The organism is Serratia sp. NA_112.1 (assembly GCF_052691715.1).
The window spans coordinates 458,091-475,915 of the sequence record NZ_JBQZFO010000003.1; the positions used below are offsets into that span (position 1 = coordinate 458,091).

At 57.2% G+C, this 17,825-nt stretch carries 15 protein-coding genes; 8 read left to right on the plus strand and 7 right to left on the minus strand.

Annotated features, from left to right (window positions below; genetic code table 11):
- The first annotated feature begins 215 nt into the window (after nt 1-215).
- Nucleotides 216-1,109 (plus strand): helix-turn-helix domain-containing protein, encoded by an 894-nt coding sequence (locus ACUTQ5_RS10065; RefSeq protein ID WP_445651129.1) that lies wholly within the window; start codon nt 216-218, stop codon nt 1,107-1,109.
- 302 nt (nt 1,110-1,411) lie between these two features.
- On the opposite strand, the gene rsxC is transcribed toward ACUTQ5_RS10065, so the two are convergent.
- The 6 genes from rsxC to ACUTQ5_RS10095 form a co-directional block, all read right to left on the minus strand.
- On the minus strand, nt 1,412-3,640 hold the full coding sequence (rsxC, locus tag ACUTQ5_RS10070; RefSeq protein ID WP_445651130.1) for an electron transport complex subunit RsxC: 2,229 nt from the start codon (nt 3,638-3,640) through the stop codon (nt 1,412-1,414).
- A complete protein-coding gene (gene rsxB / locus ACUTQ5_RS10075; protein ID WP_012144971.1) occupies nt 3,633-4,205 on the minus strand; it encodes an electron transport complex subunit RsxB in 573 nt (190 codons plus the stop codon). Before rsxB ends, rsxC begins: the two co-directional genes overlap by 8 nt.
- Nucleotides 4,205-4,786, minus strand: a complete 582-nt coding sequence (rsxA, locus tag ACUTQ5_RS10080; RefSeq protein ID WP_004938443.1) for an electron transport complex subunit RsxA — start codon at nt 4,784-4,786, stop codon at nt 4,205-4,207. Before rsxA ends, rsxB begins: the two co-directional genes overlap by 1 nt.
- Nucleotides 4,787-4,931: 145 nt before the next feature.
- Entirely contained in the window at nt 4,932-5,372 is a 441-nt protein-coding gene (locus ACUTQ5_RS10085; RefSeq protein ID WP_445651131.1) for a DUF2569 domain-containing protein, read from the minus strand.
- 393 nt (nt 5,373-5,765) lie between these two features.
- A complete protein-coding gene (araA, locus tag ACUTQ5_RS10090; RefSeq protein WP_445651132.1) occupies nt 5,766-7,271 on the minus strand; it encodes an L-arabinose isomerase in 1,506 nt (501 codons plus the stop codon).
- A gap of 166 nt (nt 7,272-7,437) precedes the next feature.
- Entirely contained in the window at nt 7,438-9,111 is a 1,674-nt protein-coding gene (locus ACUTQ5_RS10095; RefSeq protein ID WP_445651133.1) for a ribulokinase, read from the minus strand.
- A gap of 361 nt (nt 9,112-9,472) precedes the next feature.
- On the opposite strand from ACUTQ5_RS10095, the gene ACUTQ5_RS10100 reads away from it, so the two are divergent.
- The 6 genes from ACUTQ5_RS10100 (at nt 9,473) to ACUTQ5_RS10125 (ending at nt 16,256) form a co-directional block, all read left to right on the plus strand.
- A complete protein-coding gene (locus ACUTQ5_RS10100; protein ID WP_261430446.1) occupies nt 9,473-10,456 on the plus strand; it encodes an arabinose ABC transporter substrate-binding protein in 984 nt (327 codons plus the stop codon).
- A 60-nt stretch (nt 10,457-10,516) separates the two neighbouring features.
- Nucleotides 10,517-12,052, plus strand: coding sequence for an L-arabinose ABC transporter ATP-binding protein AraG (araG, locus tag ACUTQ5_RS10105; RefSeq protein ID WP_445651134.1), 1,536 nt, complete (start codon nt 10,517-10,519; stop codon nt 12,050-12,052).
- A 17-nt stretch (nt 12,053-12,069) separates the two neighbouring features.
- Entirely contained in the window at nt 12,070-13,053 is a 984-nt protein-coding gene (araH, locus tag ACUTQ5_RS10110) for an L-arabinose ABC transporter permease AraH (RefSeq protein ID WP_445651135.1), read from the plus strand.
- A gap of 98 nt (nt 13,054-13,151) precedes the next feature.
- Nucleotides 13,152-14,069, plus strand: coding sequence for an arabinose operon transcriptional regulator AraC (gene araC, locus ACUTQ5_RS10115; protein ID WP_445651136.1), 918 nt, complete (start codon nt 13,152-13,154; stop codon nt 14,067-14,069).
- An 81-nt stretch (nt 14,070-14,150) separates the two neighbouring features.
- On the plus strand, nt 14,151-15,191 hold the full coding sequence (locus ACUTQ5_RS10120; protein ID WP_445651137.1) for an oxidoreductase: 1,041 nt from the start codon (nt 14,151-14,153) through the stop codon (nt 15,189-15,191).
- Between the two features lie 66 nt (nt 15,192-15,257).
- Nucleotides 15,258-16,256 carry a bile acid:sodium symporter family protein gene (locus ACUTQ5_RS10125; protein ID WP_445651138.1) on the plus strand — a complete coding sequence of 333 codons (999 nt, stop codon included), beginning with the start codon at nt 15,258-15,260 and terminating at the stop codon, nt 16,254-16,256.
- Between the two features lie 37 nt (nt 16,257-16,293).
- Here the strand turns inward: ACUTQ5_RS10125 and add are convergent, their stop codons facing one another.
- Nucleotides 16,294-17,292, minus strand: a complete 999-nt coding sequence (add, locus tag ACUTQ5_RS10130) for an adenosine deaminase (protein WP_445651139.1) — start codon at nt 17,290-17,292, stop codon at nt 16,294-16,296.
- Nucleotides 17,293-17,346: 54 nt separating this feature from the next.
- Between add and ACUTQ5_RS10135 the strand changes: the two genes are divergently transcribed.
- A complete protein-coding gene (locus ACUTQ5_RS10135) occupies nt 17,347-17,577 on the plus strand; it encodes a hypothetical protein (RefSeq protein ID WP_445651140.1) in 231 nt (76 codons plus the stop codon).
- Nucleotides 17,578-17,825: the final 248 nt, after the last annotated feature.

The window sequence follows — 17,825 nt, forward strand, 5'->3', positions numbered from 1 at the left end:
TCCGGCCTATGGCGCGATCGGATTTTTCTTGGTTAAATAATCGGGCTAGATTGGTAGCGCAACAGCGAAACTGTCGGCATGAATGGGCGGTGACAGGCTATAACCTTGTGGTTGGTATGGTCTTTTTGGTTCGTTTTTTCGCACAAAATAACAACTTTCACATAATCTATGTGGGTTATTATGTCGAGTATTGTTGAGTTAGTGAATGCAAATTAATGACAAATGAAGATGTATTTTTTATTGAAGAGCTAATTGAGTGGGTTGAGATACATCTGGAGAAACGGCCAAACCTGGACGAAGTCGCGCGCATTTCCGGCTACTCCAAATGGCACCTGCAACGCAAGTTCAAACGCATCACCGGAATTCAGCTCGCCACCTATATCCGTTCACGCATTCTGACGCGTGCCGCAGTGGCTTTGCGTATTACTCATCGCTCTATTATCGATATATCAGACGAACTGGGTTTCGACTCGCAGCAAACCTTTACTCGCATGTTCAAACAGCGTTTTGAAACCACGCCCAATCGTTACCGTTCGATGGAACGCTGGGATGTGAAGAATCTGATGCCACGTTTCAGTTTTGATGCCAACTTTGCAGCCGACTTCTATCCCGAAGTGAAGCGCCTGACGTTGCCGGATATGCAGTTGGTGGGATACTCGCGCCAGCTGGATTTTACTGGAGAGAACGGTATCGAACATTCGTCCTGTATGGCGATGAAGGATGAGATTTTTACTGATTTCTTCCGTGGATTAAGTGTGGAGTGCCGCCGGGTGTACAGCATCCATTCCGTCCATAATCGGGGGGAGAATGAGTGTTCGGCTAATCATATCATGGCGGTGGAGCCTGAGAACAAAAAGGATATTCTGTCAGGCTACCAGATCGACAATATTCCTCTTGCCGGGCGCGAATATATCTCTATCAACCATCAGGGAAGCGCCATGGAGTGTACGAAATTCTTCGCTTATCTGATCACCCACGTGATGCCAGGGTTGCGCCATGAGGTGAAGGGCAGTGTGGAGATGGAAATTATTCAAGCCAAGGAATGGAATCAGGACTCGAAGATGCGTCAGATTGACGTTGATTATACCTATTTGATTTCTATTGATTAGTAGGTTGCGTCCCTCAATGATGCGTGGCACCGTCGCAGACCCAAAAGCCCGTAATCAAGGCGGAGGGTGCAGGGCATAGTGGGCCTATGTTCAAGCCTGACAACGCGGAGTACGGGCTTTTGGGGCGCGACCCGAAGGGCTGGGCCATTTGAACGCGCACCTGTGTTACGAGCCGCTTATTTGGCCCACCAAACCTCACGACTCGCGCCTTGCTGCGCGCTCAAATGACCTCCAGCGGTGCTCACGTATCATTGAGGGGCACAACCTGTGGCACCTTGCGTCCTGCAAGGCACTTTTCGTTGTCACGCTTTATCCGTATCCGTCGTGGTCAGATTTTGCGCCGCTCTTTTAGCTTTGGCGCGGGCAATGGCGGCTGCGACTGCGGCCTTGCGCGGATCTTCTTCCGTCACCATTGCCAGCGATTCGGCCGGAGTTTCCACCGCTACGGCCTGCTGGGCCGCTTTCTTGGCTTTGGCGCGGGCAATGGCGGCTGCCACCGCGGCCTTGCGCGGATCTTCTTCCGTCACTACTGCTGGCGATTCGACCGGCGTTTCCACCGCTACGGCCTGCTGGGCTGCTTTCTTGGCTTTGGCGCGGGCAATGGCGGCTGCCACCGCGGCCTTGCGCGGATCTTCTTCCGCCACCACTGCTGGCGATTCGACCGGCTCTTCCACCGCTGCGGCCTGCTGTGCGGCTTTCTTGGCTTTGGCGCGGGCAATAGCGGCGGCAACGGCGGCCTTGCGCGGCTCCTCTTCTGTCACTGCGGCTGACGGCTCGGTCGGGGTTTCATCCGTCGTGGTCTGCCGTGCCGCTTTCTTGGCTTTGACTCGCGCCAGTGCAGCGGCAACCGCCGCCTTGCGTGGATCTCGATCTTCAGTAGCCGATGCCGTTACCGGTGCTACAGCAGTTTCCTGCTGGGCACGGCGTTCACGAGCCTGTGCTTTACGGGCTTCGCGTGCTGCGATCATCTCGCTGTTGTCCGGTGCGTCGCCGCTGATGGTGCCGGTCGCCGGTACCGCATTTTTACTGCGAACTCGCGCCAGGGCAGCCTGAACCGCATCCTGGTCGTCATCGGTCAGTTTGACTGCCGCTTTCTTATGGCGCTCTTCGCGCGCCAGTTTTTCCCGTTCCAGACGCGCCAGTTTGGCTTCGTAACGCGCCTTGGCTTCAGCCGTGCGTGCCGCTTCCAGATCGATAGCTTTGATCTCGGCCTTTTCCTGGCGGTAGTACTGTACCAGCGGAATATTGCTCGGGCAGACAAAGGCGCAGGCACCACATTCAATGCAGTCGAACAGATTATGATTGCGGGCCTTTTCGTGTTCTTCGCCGCGGCTGAACCAGTAAAGTTGCTGTGGTAACAGGCCCGCCGGGCAGGCGTCAACGCACAGTCCACAGCGAATACAGGACTGCTCCGGCTCTTGTGGTGCCATTTCGCTGACCGAGGGGGCCAGAATACAGTTGCTGATCTTGACGATGGGGACATGGAGCGCGGGCAGGGTAAAGCCCATCAGCGGGCCGCCCATCACTACCATTTGCTGAGCCTGAGGCTGGAAACCAGCAAATTTCAACAGGTGCTGTACCGGTGTACCTATGCGCGCCCACAGGTTGCCCGGTTGGCTTAGTGCCTCGCCGGTCAGGGTCACCACGCGTTCAATCAGCGGTTCGCCGTCGACAATCGCACGTTTAATGGCAAAGGCCGTCCCGACGTTCTGCATCAGCACGCCAATCGCGGAGGAGTGCTTGCCGTGCGGCACCTCTTTGCCAAGCAGTATTTTGGTGAGTTGTTTGGCGCCGCCAGAAGGGTATTTGGTTGGGATCACCCGCAGGGCAATACCGGGCTGATCGCGCAGCGCCAGTTTCAACGCGGCGATCGCTTCGGGTTTATTGTCCTCAATGCCGATCAGCGTGACCTTGGGTTGCAGCAGATGGCGTAAGATCTGCGAGCCTTCAATCACTTGATCGGCATGTTCCTGCATCAAACGGTCATCGGCAGTGATATAAGGCTCGCACTCTGCGGCGTTGAGGATCAGGGTTTCCACCCCGTTCATACCGCCCTGCAGCTTGCTGGCGGTCGGGAAACCGGCGCCGCCCAGCCCGGCGATGCCGGCCTGATGAATACGTTGGAGCAACTCGCTGGTGGTCAGTTGACGGTAGTCGGCTACCGGCGCACGCTCGCACCAGCGGTCTTCACCGTCAGGCTGAATAATCACGCACAGTTCTGCCAGCCCTGAAGGGTGAGCGGTGATATGTGGTGTGATGGCGCAGATGGTGCCGGAGGTCGGTGCGTGCACCGGTACGGTACGGCCTCGGCCGACGGTCAGCGGCTGGCCTTTCAGCACGGTATCGCCGACCTTGACGCACAGTTCACCTTCCGGCCCCAGATGCTGTTGCAACGGGATAATAAATTTATCCGGCAGCGGGGCGGTACGCAGCGGTACACCGCTGGACTGGGTCTTCATTTCCGGTGGATGGATCCCGCCGTCGAAATCCCAAATCCGGTCTTTTTTGAAGGCGGCGAACAGATTAAGCATGTTGCTCCACGTGGATCACTTGCACCGGTATCGTCTTCATGTCCCACTTCCAGTTGGCGGTAGTGGTGGCGACCGGTCTCATTTCAATACAGTCGGTAGGGCACGGCGCAACGCACAGGTCGCAGCCGGTACAAAGATCGGTAATCACGGTGTGCATGGCGCGGGTAGCGCCGACGATGGCGTCAACCGGACAGGCCTGAATGCACTTGGTGCAGCCGATGCAGTTGGCTTCGTCAATGTAGGCCACCTGGCGCACCGGTTCGGCGGCGGCTTCGCTGCCGAGCGGCTGCGGTTCGACGTTGAGCAATTCAGCCAGTTTCAGCATCACCTGCTCGCCACCCGGCGCGCATTTGTTAATCATCTCACCGTTGGCGACGGCTTCGGCATAAGGACGGCAACCGGGGTAACCGCACTGGCCGCACTGGCTCTGTGGCAAGATCTCATCGACCTGTTCGGCTACCGGATCTTCTTCCACTTCAAAGCGGCGAGCAGCATAGCCCAGCACAAGACCGAACAGCAGGCCAAGGGCGCTTAACGCAGCAATCGCAATCCATAACGCGGTCATTAGAATTTCACCAGCCCGGTAAAGCCCATAAAGGCCAGCGACATCAGCCCGGCGGTGATCAGCGCGATGGAAGAGCCTCGGAAGGGCGCAGGCACATCGGCAACCGCCAGACGTTCACGAATGGCGGCAAACAGCACCATCACCAGTGAGAAGCCCGCGGCGGCGCTGAAGCCGTACACCGCAGACTGTAGGAAGTTGTAGCCGAGGTTGACGTTAAGCAGTGCGACGCCGAGGACCGCACAGTTGGTGGTGATCAGCGGCAGGAAAATGCCCAGCAGGCGATACAGTGCCGGGCTGGTTTTGCGTACCACCATCTCGGTAAATTGCACCACCACGGCGATCACCAGAATAAATGACAGCGTGCGAAGATATACCAGATCCAACGGAACCAGGATAAAGGTGTTAATCACCCAGGCGCTGACCGAGGCCAACGTCATAACAAAAGTGGTGGCCATCCCCATGCCAATGGCGCTTTCCAGCTTTTTGGAAACGCCGAGGAACGGGCACAGGCCAAGAAACTTCACCAGGACGAAGTTATTCACCAGTACGGTGCCGACAAACAGGAGCAGGTATTCGGTCATTGCGATGCCTAAAAAAATAAAAGCCGCCTATTATCGGGAATTGGCGGCTTGATCACAACATAGGGAAAGCAGGGTTATTGCCCTTTTCGCCCATTTTTGGCGAATATTTACACAATTATCCGCACAAAACGTGCCACAGGAGGGCTTAGCTCTCGGTAAATGTGCCTTTGACGCGCTTGGAACGCTTCATATAGGGCACCAGCAATGCCGCCATCAACAGTGGCCAACCCAGACTGCGTACCGCCAATTCATCCGGCACCGGTGCAAAGGCAAAGGCTTTCACCGCCAGCAATACGGTAATCAGCAGCCACAACAGGAACAATTTGGGGAACCGCTGCGAACGATGACAGAACAGTAATAGCAGCCACAGGGTAAAGCACCACATCAATAGGGTGGTCAGCACCGAGAAATACCACTGCATGCTAAACGCTTGGGCGTTGGTGAGCAGATATTCGCGCGATTCCGGCACGAAAATCGCCATGCCATACAGGAGCAGCATCAGACTGGCGCTAAGCAGGGTGACAATCAGATAGGCCATCGGGGCCAGCAACCAACCGCCGATACGGGTGTAATCAGCTTGAGACATAAACGGCTTCCTGGGTAATACATGATCCAACGTGACAGCCGCCTAGCTTAGCGGGTAATGCGGGCTTCGTCATCAATATCAAGTTATACCCTGCATACTTGAAGCTGCCTCTTTGTTGGCTTCCTGCGCTTACCCCGGTCACGTACTACTTGTACGCCCTCGGGGATGCGCTTAGTTGCCGCCGCGATGCAGCCCCAATTATTTTGGTATACCCTGCATACTTGAAGCTGCCTCTTTGTTGGCTTCCTGCGCTTACCCCGGTCACGTACTACTTGTACGCTCTCGGGGATGCGCTTAGTTGCCGCCGCAATGCAGCCCCAATTATTTTGGGTATAGATGTCAGGAAAGCGTTTGGCTACCGGCAGGCGATTTTTGCCACCGGTAGCCGGGCGATTAACGGCGGTTGAGTTGATAGTAGGCTTCGTTCCAGCGCAGTTCGTTTTTGAACGCCGGCAGGGTGGTGTCCTGGTTAATCAGCAAGAACTCGATGTTATGCATTTCGGCATACAGCCTCAGCATATCGGCGTCCAGCGCCTGGGAGAACACCGTATGGTGGGCGCCGCCCGCCAGGATCCAGGCTTCGGCGGCGGTCGCCAGCGTGGGTTGGGCCCGCCAGATGGCGCGCGCTACCGGCAGTTTTGGCAGCGGGTGCGGTTGTTCCACGGTGTCCACCTGATTGACCAGCAGGCGGAAGCGATCGCCCATGTCGATCAGGCTGGCGTTGACCGCCGGGCCGGCCGGAGTCGAGAAAATCAGCCGTGCCGGATCGGCCTTGCCGCCAATACCGAGCGGTTGGATATCCAACAGCGGTTTGGCTTCTTTGGCGATCGACGGGCAGACTTCCAGCATATGCGAGCCGACCACCAGATCGTTCCCAGGCTGGAAGTGATAGGTGTAATCCTCCATAAACGAGGTGCCGCCGTGTAACCCATCGGCCATCACTTTAAGGATTCGCAGCAGCGCGGCGGTTTTCCAGTCGCCTTCGCCGCCAAAGCCGTAGCCCTGCTGCATCAGACGTTGTACCGCCAGCCCCGGCAGCTGTTTCATGCCGTGCAAGTCTTCAAAGTTGGTAGTGAAAGCCTGGAAGTTGCCCTGTTCGAGGAAGCGTTTCATGCCCAGCTCGATGCGCGCCGCGTCAGTCAGGTTTTCGCGTTTTGCGCCGTTGAGTTTGGCCGCATCGCTCAGCACATAACTGGCCTCATACTCTTCAATCTGCGTATCGACATCGCCACGGCTGACTTCGTTAATGACGCTGACCAAATCGCCAATACCATAGGCATTGACCGAGTAACCAAACTGGATCTGCGCGCCGACCTTGTCGCCATCGGTCACCGCCACCTCACGCATGTTGTCGCCAAAACGGGCCACTTTCAGCTGTTGGCTGGCTTGTTTGGCGTTGGCGACACGCATCCACTGGCCAATGCGCCGGTGTGCATCGGGATCCTGCCAGTGACCGGCAATCACACTGTGCTGCTGGCGCATACGGGCGCCGATAAAGCCGAACTCACGGCCACCGTGGGCGGTTTGGTTGAGGTTCATAAAGTCCATATCCATACTGTCCCAGGGCACCTGGGCGTTGAACTGGGTATGGAACTGCAACAGCGGCTTATGCAGCACGGACAGACCGGCGATCCACATTTTGGCCGGTGAGAAGGTGTGTAGCCAGGCCAGGATGCCAATACACTGCGGCTGATAGTTGGCGTCACGGCACAGGGCGGTGATTTCATCCGGCGTGGTGACCAGCGGTTTCAGCACCAGTTTTACCGGTAAGCCGGCTTCGCGGTTGAGACTTTCCACCACTTGTTCGGCGTGTGCCTTGACCTGTTGCAGGGTTTGCGGGCCGTACAGGTGCTGGCTGCCGATGGCAAACCAGACTTCGCGCTGCTTGAATGCGTCCATTAAAAACTCCTGAATTGTGTATTGGGACTCGACTTACTGAACTGTTGATTGAAACGGGTACCCAAAATAATTGGGGCTGCATCGCGGCGGTAACTAAGTGCATCCCCGAGAGCGTACAAGTCGTACGTGACCGGGGTAAGCGCAGGAAGCCAACAAAGAGGCAGCTTCAAATATGCAGGGTATAGCGTGGCTCGGCGGCCTGGCACCATTGTTGATAGCGTTGATAAAGTTGTTGGTAGTGAGCGACACGCTGCGGATCGGGCTGCAAGGTACGTTCGATGCCGCAGGCCATCTGGCGCTGGGCTTCGGGCACGCTGGTGAAACGGCCGGCGGCGACGGCGGCGAAGATGGCAGCACCCAGCGCGCAGCACTGATCGGAGGCCACAATTTGCAGCGGTCGGTTCATCACGTCGGCGCAGACCTGCATAATTGCCGGAGATTTGCGCGCAATGCCACCCAGGGCCAGTAAGTTATCGACCGGAATATCCTGCTGTTCAAAACATTCCATAATGGCGCGAGCGCCAAAGGCGGTGGCGGCGATAAAGCCGCCGAACAGTGTTGGTGCATCGGTGCCGAGGTTCAGATCGGCGATCACGCCTTTCAACCGCTGATTGGCGTACGGGGTCCGACGGCCGTTAAACCAGTCCAGTACCACCGGCAAATGATCCAGCGACGGGTTTTCCACCCAGGCATCGGTCAGCGCCGCCAGCAGACCGGTTTCAATCTTTTGTAGCTGCGGTTGCAGTTCAGGCTGGTTTTTTGCCGCTGCATGCAACGGCCAGCTCAGCAGGCGGCTGAACCAAGCGTACATATCGCCAAAGGCTGACTGCCCGGCCTCCATGCCGATCATCCCCGGTACAACGCTGCCATCGACCTGACCGCAGATACCTTCGATGGCGCGGCCGTCTACTCGCTGGCGATCGGCAATCAGAATGTCGCAGGTTGAGGTGCCGATCACCTTCACCAGGGTATAGGGCTGGGCACCGGCACCGACGGCCCCCATATGGCAGTCGAAGGCTCCGCCGGACAGCACCACCGTGGTGGGTAGCCCGAGGCGTGCCGCCCATTCGGCGCTCAGGGTGCCTACCGGCAGATCAGCGGTATGGCAATCTTCAAACAGCGGCCAGGGCAGGTGTTCAACCAGCAGAGGATCGAGTGCGGCAAAAAAGGCTTTGGGCGGTAGGCCACCCCAGTCTGGGTGCCACAGCGTTTTGTGGCCGACGCTACAGCGCCCGCGTTTTAACTGATGTGGCGCGGTGGTCGCGGACAACAGCGCCGGTACCCAGTCACACAGTTCAACCCAGGAGGCGGCGGCCTGACGTACTTCGGCGTCCTGGCGTGTGACGTGCAGGATCTTGGCCCAGAACCACTCAGAGGAATAAACGCCGCCGATATAGCGCGAATAATCGGGAAACTCGCCGCTGCGACAGAGCCGATTGATGGCGTCAGCCTCTTCAATAGCGGTGTGATCTTTCCACAAAACAAACATGGCGTTGGGGTTATCGGCAAACTCCGGACGCAGTGCCAGCACCTGACCCTGACTGTCGATGGGTGCCGGTGTGGAACCGGTGGAGTCAACGCCAATGCCAATCACCTGCAGCCGCTGTTGCGGGGGCATGCGCTGCACCAGAGTGACGATCGCCTGTTCCATGGCTTCTATATAGTCGAGCGGATGGTGGCGGAAACGGTTCTCCGCCGCGTTGCAGAATTCGCCGCGCTGCCAGCGAGGGTAATAAACCACTTCGGTATCGAGTTCCGCGCCGTTATGGCAATCGACCGCCAGCACCCGCACCGAGTCGCTGCCGAAGTCCAATCCCAGGGCAATAGCACCTGCCGTCATGATGTTGACTCCTGATGTGTTAATACGCTGTGACAACCATAGGAGCCGAATCGCTGGGCAGGTGAGGAGCCGTTAGCTGGAAGTATGCACTTTTCTGCTTCCCGCAGTGGTTTTGTGACGGCTGTCATAAGTTATCGCTTGGCGAAATTCGCTAAATATATGCACATATCTGCTGTATTCCACGGATGTGATAGCGCTCTACATTTCAGTAACAAATACCCGCTAAAACTTAAGCCGTCTTACTCCTGTTGTGGGTGAATATCGCGAGATAAGCGACGTGCCGACAGCAGACACTCTAATGATAACGTTTTCATGGCGAGCGGCTTTTGTCGCCACGGAGAACAAACTAGCGGAGAGCATCATGCATAAATTCACTAAGGCGCTGGTGACACTGAGTCTGGCGGCCGTTATGTCACATTCAGCTATCGCCGAGACCATGAAGCTGGGTTTTTTGGTCAAGCAGCCGGAGGAACCCTGGTTCCAGACCGAGTGGAAGTTTGCCGACAAGGCCGGTAAAGACCTCGGTTTTGAAGTGATAAAAATCGCCGTGCCGGACGGAGAGAAAACTCTCAATGCCATCGACAGCCTGGCGGCCAGCGGGGCCAAGGGGTTTGTTATCTGTACGCCAGATCCGAAACTCGGCTCGGCGATTGTCGCCAAGGCGCGTAGTTACAACCTGAAAGTGATTGCGGTGGATGACCAGTTTGTGACCGCCAAGGGCAAACCTATGGACAGCGTTCCGTTAGTGATGATGGCCGCCACCAAAATCGGTGAGCGCCAGGGGCAGGAATTGTGGAAAGAGCAGAATAAGCGTGGTTGGAAATTGGCGGATACCGCGGTAATGGCGATCACCGCCGATGAGCTGGACACCGCGCGTCGTCGCACCGGCGGTTCGATCGCCGCGCTGAAGGCGGCCGGCTTCCCGGAGAAACAAATTTATCGCGTACCGACCAAATCCAACGATATCCCAGGGGCGTTTGACGCTGCCAACTCAATGCTGGTGCAGCATCCTGAAGTGAAAAACTGGCTGATTGTCGGCATGAACGACAACACCGTGCTGGGGGGCGTGCGCGCCACCGAAGGCCAGGGCTTCAAAGCGCCGAACGTGATCGGCATCGGCATCAACGGGGTGGATGCGGTCAGCGAGCTGTCCAAGGCACAGGCCACCGGTTTCTACGGTTCGCTGCTGCCAAGCCCGGATATTCACGGTTACAAGAGTATCCAGATGCTGCATGACTGGGTCGAAAAGGGCGTAGAGCCACAAAAGTTCACCGAAGTGACCGACGTGGTGCTGATCACCCGCGACAACTTTAAAACCGAACTGCAGAAAAAAGGCCTGATGTAATAAGCGAGCCGCCCACAGCACTCTGTCGGGCGGCATTTTTGACTGCAGGAGGAGCACACCATGACCGCCGCATTGCCGTATTTGGCGTTTAAAGGCATAGGTAAAACCTTTCCGGGCGTGAAGGCGCTGGATGACATCAGCTTTAGCTGTCAGGCCGGGCAGATCCACGCGCTGATGGGGGAAAACGGTGCCGGGAAATCCACGCTGCTGAAAATTCTCAGTGGCAATTACGCGCCGACCCAGGGGGAAATTCAGTTGCAGGGGCGGCCGGTGCAGTTCGCCAACACCACCGATGCGTTGAATGCCGGGGTGGCGATTATCTATCAGGAACTGCATCTGGTGCCGGAAATGACGGTGGCGGAGAACATTTATCTCGGCCAGTTGCCGACCAAACGTGGGCTGGTGGACAGAAAACTGCTGCGCTACGAATCCCGCTTGCAGCTCCAACATCTCGGGTTGGATATTGATCCGGATACGCCGCTGAAATATTTGTCGATAGGCCAGTGGCAAATGGTGGAAATCGCCAAGGCGCTGGCGCGCAACGCCAAGGTGATCGCTTTTGACGAACCCACCAGTTCGCTGTCGGCCAGAGAGATTGAACAACTGTTTCGAGTGATCCGGGAATTACGTGCCGAAGGGCGGGTGATCCTGTACGTCTCGCACCGTATGGAAGAAATTTTTGCCCTCAGCGACGCCATTACCGTGTTTAAAGATGGCCGCTACGTGCGCACCTTTGACGATATGCAGCAGGTGGATAACGCGCAGTTGGTGCAGGCGATGGTCGGGCGCGATTTGGGCGACGTCTATGGCTACCAGCCACGCGAGCTGGGGCCGGTGCGGCTGGAGCTCAAGGGGCTGAAAGCGCCGGGCGTCAAAACGGCGATCGACCTGAGGGTGCGGGCCGGAGAGATCGTCGGGCTTTTCGGCCTGGTGGGGGCCGGGCGCAGCGAACTGATGAAGGGGGTTTTTGGCGCAACTCGGGTCAGTGCCGGCCAGTTGATGCTGGATGGACAGGCGATCGCCATTGGTTCACCGATTGACGCGATCCGCGCCGGTATCATGCTGTGCCCGGAAGATCGCAAGGCGGACGGCATCATCCCGGTGCACTCGGTACGTGACAACATCAACATCAGCGCACGGCGTAATAGCCTCCGCGCCGGTTGCCTAATCAACAAGGGGTGGGAGGCCAGTAATGCCGATCATCATATTCGTGCATTGAATATCAAAACGCCTGGCCCTGAGCAGTTGATTATGCATTTGTCCGGCGGCAATCAGCAGAAGGCCATCCTGGGTCGCTGGCTGTCGGAAGAGATGAAAGTGATTCTGCTCGATGAACCCACACGCGGCATTGACGTCGGTGCCAAGCATGAAATTTACCACGTCATTTACCAACTGGCGCAGCGCGGCATTGCGGTGCTGTTCGCCTCCAGTGACCTGCCAGAGGTGTTGGGGCTGGCTGACCGTATCCTGGTGATGCGTGAAGGCGCACTGTCTGGCGAATTACTGCATGACGAGGCCAGCGAGGAAAAAGCCCTTAGCCTGGCGATGCTACGTACCCCCGATATAGCCCCTGATGCCGCTGCGGCGGTGGCCTGATTGTGAAGGAGAAAGAGATGTCGACCATAACGACCCATTCGGTGAAAAAACGTAACGGCCTGGGGCTGGCGCGAATTTGGGACAGCTACGGCATGCTGGTGGTATTTGCGGTTCTTTTTTTAGCCTGCGCGCTGTTTGTGCCCAACTTTGGTTCCTTTATCAATATGAAAGGGCTGGGGCTGGCGATTTCGATGTCCGGCATGGTGGCCTGTGGCATGCTGTTCTGTCTGGCCTCCGGTGACTTTGACCTGTCGGTCGCTTCGGTGATTGCCTGCGCCGGGGTCACCACCGCGGTGGTGATCAACATGACCGAAAGCCTGTGGATCGGCGTGGCCGCCGGCCTGTTACTGGGCGTGGTCTCCGGGTTGATTAACGGCTTCGTTATCGCCAGGCTGAAAATCAACGCGCTGATCACTACCCTGGCCACCATGCAGATTTTCCGCGGGCTGGCCTACATTATCTCCGACGGTAAAGCGGTGGGCATTGAGGACGAACGCTTCTTCACCCTGGGTTACGCCAACTGGCTGGGGCTGCCGGCACCGATCTGGATCACCGTTGCCTGTCTGATCCTGTTTGGCTTCCTGCTCAACAAGACCACCTTTGGCCGCAATACACTGGCGATTGGCGGTAACGAAGAGGCCGCACGGCTGGCCGGGGTGCCGGTTGTACGCACCAAAATCGTGATCTTTATGCTGTCCGGGCTGGTGTCCGCCGCCGCCGGTATCATTCTGGCTTCGCGCATGACCAGTGGCCAACCGATGACCTCAATTGGCTATGAGCTGATCGTGATTTCCGCCTGCGTGCTGGGTGGCGTGTCACTGAAAGGCGGTATCGGTAAAATTTCCTACGTTATCGCCGGTATTCTGATCCTCGGCACGGTGGAGAACGCCATGAACCTGTTGAATATCTCGCCGTTCTCGCAGTATGTGGTGCGCGGCGTGATCTTGCTGGCGGCGGTGATTTTCGACCGTTACAAACAGCAGGCCAAGCGCATCGTTTAAATTGCCAACCCTGTTCACAGTTCTGTTATCGGCCCGGGCAGTTATCCGCCGGGCCGCTAAGCTGGAGTATTGTTACCAAAGCCGTTCCGGGAGGACAGATGTATCATCGCATGGCACAGGAACCTCAGCCCAATCCGCTGTTACCGGGTTACACCTTTAACGCCTATCTGGTGGCGGGGCTGACCCCGATCATGGCGGACGGTCCGCTGGATTTCTTTATCGACCGCCCCGGCGGCATGAAGGGCTATATTCTCAACCTGACCATCAAGGGGCAGGGCAAGGTGTTTGACGGCGAAGATACCCTTTACTGTAATCCCGGCGATCTGTTGCTGTTTCCGCCCAAAGCGGCGCATTACTACGGTCGTTCGCCGGACAGCGACTGCTGGTATCACCGCTGGGTGTATTTCCGGCCGCGTGCCTACTGGGCCGACTGGCTGGAATGGCACAGCAAAACCCATGAAGTGGGGCGGCTGACCTTGCCGAACAATAACCTGCTGCTAGAGTTCGATCGGCTGTTCGCCAATATCGAACAGACTCAGCGTTCCGGCCGCCGCTTTGCCGAAGAGCTGGGGATGAACCTGCTGGAGCGTCTGCTGTTGCGCGCGATGGAGGAAGACCCGCTCAGCCCGCAGAAAATTATGGATCCGCGAGTGATTGAAGCCTGCCAGTTTATCACCGGCAACTTGGCGGGAGAGCTGCGGATTGACGAGGTGGCGCGGCATGTCTGCCTGTCGCCATCACGGTTAGCGCATCTGTTCCGCGAGCAGGTGGGCATCAATATTCTGCGCTGGCGCGAAGATCAGCGGGTGATCCGCGCCAAACTGCTGTTGCAGACTACCCAGGAGTCGATCGCCACCATAGGTCGGGTGGTGGGTTATGACGATCAGCTGTACTTTTCACGGGTATTTCGCAAGCGGGTGGGCGTTAGCCCGAGCGATTTCCGCCGCCGCAGCCTGGAGATAAACTATCCGGCCAGAAATCAACGTGAACAGCCTTATGTGGCGGCCTCAAATTAACATTAAATTTACTTCTTGTTCCCGTCTGCATCATGGTGTCAAATCTGATGGGTCTATTGCGAGCCAGTAAGAGGAAACACCATGGCAGAAAAACTTCGGGTTGGGCTGGTCGGTTACGGCTATGCCAGCAAAACCTTTCATGCGCCACTGATCGTTGGCACTCCCGGCGTAGAGCTGACTGCCGTTTCCAGCAGCGATGCCGGTAAAGTGCATGCAGACTGGCCGTCGATGACGGTAGTCAACGATCCGCAGGCGCTGTTTAACGACCCCTCTATCGATCTGATCGTCATTCCTACCCCCAACGATACCCACTTCCCGCTGGCGCAGCAGGCCATGGCCGCCGGTAAACATGTGGTGGTGGATAAGCCGTTTACCGTGACGTTGTCACAGGCTCAGGCGTTAAAACAACAGGCGGAGCAGAGCGGCAAGTTGTTATCGGTGTTCCACAACCGTCGCTGGGACAGTGATTTTCTGACGCTTAAGACGCTGCTGAAAGAAGGTGCGCTCGGCGAGGTGGTTTATTTCGAATCTCATTTCGATCGCTTCCGGCCAGAAGTGCGTCAGCGCTGGCGTGAGCTGGGCGGCGCAGGCAGCGGCATTTGGTACGATTTGGGGCCGCACCTGATCGACCAGGCGCTGCAACTGTTCGGCAAGCCGGAAACGCTGTTTGTCGATCTGGCCGAACTGCGTCCGGGCGCGCAGTCGGTGGACTATTTCCACGCGGTGCTTAACTACGGCAAGCGCCGGGTGGTGCTGCATGGCACGGTGCTGGCGGCGGCGGAAACCGCGCGTTATATCGTGCATGGCACCCAGGGCAGCTTTATCAAGTTTGGTCTGGATCCGCAGGAAGACCGGCTAAAAGCCGGTGAGCGCCTGCCGCAGGCAGACTGGGGCTATGACATGCGCGACGGCGTGGTGACGTTGTCACGTGATGGTGTGCTGGCGGAAAAACCGCTGCTGAGTATTCCGGGCAACTACCCGGCCTATTACGCGGCGGTGCGCGATGCGATTAACGGTGTAGGTGAAAACCCGGTACCGGCCGCCGATGCCATCCAGGTGATGGAACTGATCGAGCTGGGCCTGGAATCGGCAAAACAGCAAAGAGCACTGCCGGTAGCCTAACCGCCGCGCTTTCTTATCCGGGTTCGGCTGACCGAACCCGCCATACTCCTCGAAGGATCCGGTTCCATGTCCTGGTTACAACGTCTTCGCATTGATAAATTTTTGCTGGTTTTGATTCTGGTGGTGATTGTCGCCTCGGTTTTCCCCTGCGAAGGGATATGGAAAACCTTCTTTGATCGCCTGACCACCGCCGCCATCGCGCTGCTGTTTTTTATGCATGGTGCCAAGCTGTCGCGTGAGGCGATTATCGCCGGTATGGGCCACTGGAAACTGCATCTGGTGGTGTTCCTCAGCACCTTTGCGCTGTTTCCACTGCTGGGGCTGGCGATGAATTTGATGGTGCCAGGGCTGATGACCCCGACGGTCTATATGGGCTTCCTTTACCTGTGTGCGCTGCCGGCTACGGTGCAATCGGCCATTGCCTTCACTTCGGCAGCGGGCGGTAACGTGGCGGCGGCGGTCTGCAGCGCTTCGGCATCCAGCATCCTCGGCGTTTTCCTCTCGCCGCTGCTGGTAGGCGCACTGATGCACACCCAGGGCGGTGATACTGACGTGTTGCACGCCATTGGTTCGATCATTTTGAAACTGATGGTGCCGTTTGTGGTGGGGCATTTGGCGCGGCCGCTGATCGGCAAATGGGTCGATCGCCACCGCAAGTTGATTAATCTCACTGACCGGTCATCGATTCTGCTGGTGGTGTATACCGCCTTTAGCGCCGCAGTGGTAGAGGGCATTTGGCACAAGATTGACGGCTGGTCGCTGCTGACCATCCTGGTGATGTCTCTGGTGCTGCTGACGGTGGTACTGATTATCAACACCTATGCCGCACGTTGGCTGGGATTTAATACTGCGGACGAGATAACCATTGTGTTCTGCGGCTCGAAAAAGAGCCTGGCAAACGGTATCCCGATGGCTAACGTGCTGTTCCCAGCGGCCGCGGTGGGTGCGATGGTGTTGCCGCTGATGATTTTCCATCAGGTGCAATTGATGGTGTGTGCCGTACTGGCCCAACGCTATGCGCGCAAAACCGCCAAACAGCGGGCAGAAGCGCTGGCAGCGAAGTAAAAAATGGGCGCGAAATAGCGCCCATTATTCAATGCAATCAGCCGCGAACTTTATCGCGCAGCGCCTGCTTTTCCTGCTCGCTGAGGAACGCCATTTTCAGGCCATTTTCCTGAGCTGTGCGGATCTCCGCCTCTGTCAGCCCGGCCTGTGGTGCTGCTACCCGATATTCATGTTCAATTTCGATACCCTGAACCGCCGGATCGTCAGTGTTGATCGACGCCATGACGCCGTGGCGCAGGAACTTCGCCAGCGGATGCTGCGCCAGTGACGGCACGGTGCTGGTCTGAATGTTGGACGTCAGGCAGGATTCGATACCAATACCCTGTTCCGCCAGGAAGTCCATCAATGCCGGATCTTCAACGGCTTTCACTCCGTGACCAATGCGTTCGGCACCCAGCTCGCGGATCGCCTGCCAGATGCTCTCCGGGCCGGCGGCTTCACCGGCGTGCACGGTGATGCGCAAACCGGCGTCACGGGCGCGGTTAAAGTGGTTGAGGAACAGGCCGCCTGGGAAGCCGAGTTCGTCACCGGCCAGATCCAGGGCGGTAATGCCGTCACGGTGGGCTAGCAGGCCTTCCAGCTCTTGCAAACAGGCGGCCTCGCCGAAGGTTCGGCTCATGATGCCGATCAGGCGCACATCAATACCCAAATCGCGAGAACCGGAACGAATGCCATCAATTACCGCTTCCACCACCCCAGCCACCGGCAACTGGTGCTTCATCGCCATGTAATACGGCGAGAAACGCAGTTCGGCATAGTGCAGACCGGCGTTGGCAGCATCTTCAACGTTTTCATAAGCGACCCGGCGGCAGGCTTCCAAATCGCCCAGCACCGCCACTCCCCAGTCGAGCTTTTGCAAAAAGCTGACCAGATCCGGTTCGGCATGGGTAATTTGCACATGTGGACGCAGGGCTTCCAGTTCGTCGGCCGGCAGGGCAAGGTTAAACTGACGGCCCAGATCGAGGATGGTTTGCGCACGGATGTTGCCGTCGAGGTGACGGTGGATGTCGGTCAGCGGAAGGCGGGAGTCAATCATGGTGTGCACTCGTTATTTTGTTGTAGGTAAAGTGCAGATCAGTATAAAAACAAAATGATGAAAATTGCCATTCCGTTACATAAAAAAGTGACAAAAGTCACACCGATTGCGTTCGGTGCCGCATTTTCAGGCGATGGCGGGAGAAGAATCCCCCCCGCGACCCGGCAGGAAAACGGCGGGCTGACCCCATCAGCCGCCCCTCAGTTTAGTGATATTTCCATCGTTGTTATCGGCTACGCCATGCAGCGCCAGCCAATCCGTAATTTTACCGATCTCCAGCGGTAGCGCTTGATCAACGCGGCTTGCCGAACGCTGTCTGAGGCGGGCAGCATAAGGCGCAGATAACGACGTACGTATAGCCTATGAGCGAGGACTGACGGTGTATCAATGTCTCGCAGAGATCCCACCGGTTTAAGTTTGAATGGGGGAAGGTATTTCGCAGGTGAAAAACGCCCTCTCTGGATAGAGGGCGTTAGGTTGCTGACAAAGCAGGAAAAAGCGTGGTTTTTCCTGCTTTGTGGTGAGCAGCCGAA